Below are 2,448 nucleotides of genomic sequence, written 5' to 3' on the forward strand. Positions count from 1 at the left end.
TCGCACGTCGCCGTCCCGTCCTGCCTTGCTTGTGCAAGAGAGCCGATAGTCTGCAAAAAATCATGTCCTTTCGGGACTAAAGGCGTGTAAAATTCGCTGATAACACTTGTTCCCACATCACAATAGCCACGCCCCTTGATACGCTTCTGGAAAAACTGCTTTTTCACATCTGAACCGAACAGCATACCGTAGCCTAATTCGCTGATACGCCCCAATCCCACACGGAAATTAAAGTTATCCCTTATCCCGTCCGAGAAATACTTTGCGTCTGGGCGCTGGCAGGCGACAATAAGGAAATAACCTGCTTGTCGCCCTAACATAACGATTTTCTTTAGCTGGCTAAGTAAGCTCACGCTTTCTTTTGTCCCCAGCATTTCAAAAAACGCCACATATTCATCAAAGATAAGAAAGCAGGGTGGCAGTCCCAAATAGGCGTAGTTTTCGCCCGTCTTATAGTTCGGGTGTCGCTTCATTTCCTCGCTTCGTTGTACCATGCCCTCATAAAAGGCATTGACACAATCAATCATTTCTTCTTTGGTATGATACACATTTCCCATGACTGTTCCTAAGTCTGCTAAGTCCGCATTTTTCGGGTCTAAGATGTAAAGGACAGCGTTGGTATGCAGTAGGGCTTCAATGAGCGTCAGCAGAAAATAAGTTTTACCGCCACCCGTTCCACCAGCGATAAGGGCGTGTGGAAGTGCGTCATATTCCCAGACAAGATTTTTCATCAGTCTAAGACAGCCGTTTTCTGCCCGTACTTCATCAATGGTAATGCGGTTCGCTATCATATCATAAAGTAGGGTATATTCGATATAACCGTCATGCAGGGTCTTGTCTGTCAGCTCACAATACAAGCCACTTTCCAACTTATCCTCCAACCGTAAAAGCTGGTCTTGATATTTTCCCAGCGTAATTTCACAGCGGATATGAAGAAGTCCTTTTTCCATTTGATAATAAATCTTTGGAAACCAGACGATTTTTTCCCTTGATCTGCTTTGCAGGTCAGTAAAAAAACCGCTGTCTTGTACGGTATCGGCTTCATACCACTTATTTTCCAGTACCATTCTTGCCAGCTTTTGACGGTGCAGTAGCTTCTTGAAACTGTCGTAACAGAAGCGGTAATACCCAAAAGCGACCAATGCACAAACACCAGTCGCTATCAATATGGTTATGAAGTTGTAAGGGGAAAGCGTCAAGCCGTTTTCTAACAAGCTGAAATGCTCCCAGTCGGTACGCATGAGCTGTTTGCTATTCAGTAGCAGGAGAACTGCCACGAACACAAACAGAAGCGTCTCTATGGAAAAATGATAAACAAGGTGCTTGTCGCTGGCTCTGATACGGTGTCCTTTGTTCCAAATCATACGCATAAATCAATCACTCCTTTCTGGGTATGAAAAAAGCAGTCAATCCTAAGACTAACTGCTTTGTGTGTAGGGATATAAAATTGTAAAACTAAGATTGCATTTCAGATATGGATTTGAAACCCCTCATAGCTGAATATACCATTCCCTTGTTTTAATTTCCCTTCATTTGACAAGTTGTGAAAAGCTGTCTCTATCTTGTCAATTATAGTAACTGGAATAGATAAATGATGATGTCCTGGCAAAATTCGACTTATCTTTAAAGATTGAATTTTTCTAACAGACTTCCAAAATTCTTGTGGGTTTGTTGATGGATAAAAAGCATCAAGGCAACCGCTATATATCAAATCGCCGGAATACAGATATTTTCTATCCGCTTCATAGAAACAACAATGTCCGGGAGAATGACCGGGCGTGTGAATAACTACCAACTTTCTGTTCCCTAAGTCAATACAATCTTCATCATGTAAAATCATTTGCGGAACCCCTTGAAAAATCTGATATTTCTCTACCTTAAAATCCGAGGGGAAATCACATGGATTGCACATAATATTGTTTTTTACCACTTGCAAAGGTATAGGGAATTTGACCGATAGCCATTCTTTTTCTGCTTCATGAACTGCAATAGACCGAAAATATTTATGTCCACCGATATGATCCCAATGAACATGAGTAGTGATTACTGTAACGGGCAGTTTCGTCAATCCATCAATAACCTCTCTGATGTTGGAAACACCTAAACCTGTATCAATCAGAATGGCTCTTTTTGTCCCACACAATAGATAACAATGTGTTTCTTCCCAGTGTTTGTATTCGCTGATGACGAATGTATCTTGGTCTATTTGTTCGACGGTAAACCAACTGTCCATATACTATTCTCACTCCCTAAAAATTTTAATTTGTCGCTTTCTTCATACCCATATTATAACAGTTCCGTATATCCTCTACAACGAAAATCTATTCAGCAAGTCTATTTTTTCGGTTGTCCCTGCGGTGTATGGTTCTGTGTATTGCCTGCGTTCTGGTTGCTTTTATTCTTCAATACAATATCCTCTGCCTTTACATACCAGTCCACATCTGCACC

At 41.4% G+C, this 2,448-nt stretch carries 2 protein-coding genes and 1 pseudogene; all 3 read right to left on the reverse strand.

Annotated elements, in window-relative coordinates; all coding sequences use genetic code 11:
- Nucleotides 1–1,370: FtsK/SpoIIIE domain-containing protein (locus DWW13_RS18290; protein WP_118720806.1), on the reverse strand; the 1,370-nt coding region annotated here is incomplete at its 3' end.
- Nucleotides 1,371–1,468: 98 nt separating this feature from the next.
- Entirely contained in the window at nucleotides 1,469–2,233 is a 765-nt protein-coding gene (locus DWW13_RS18295; protein ID WP_008687118.1) for an MBL fold metallo-hydrolase, read from the reverse strand.
- A 101-nt stretch (nucleotides 2,234–2,334) separates the two neighbouring features.
- Nucleotides 2,335–2,448, reverse strand: a pseudogene (locus tag DWW13_RS20265) (YdcP family protein); the annotation flags it as partial.

Source organism: Blautia sp. AF14-40, from assembly GCF_003479665.1.
In the GTDB taxonomy this organism is placed as follows: Bacteria; Bacillota; Clostridia; order Lachnospirales; family Lachnospiraceae; genus Fusicatenibacter; species Fusicatenibacter saccharivorans.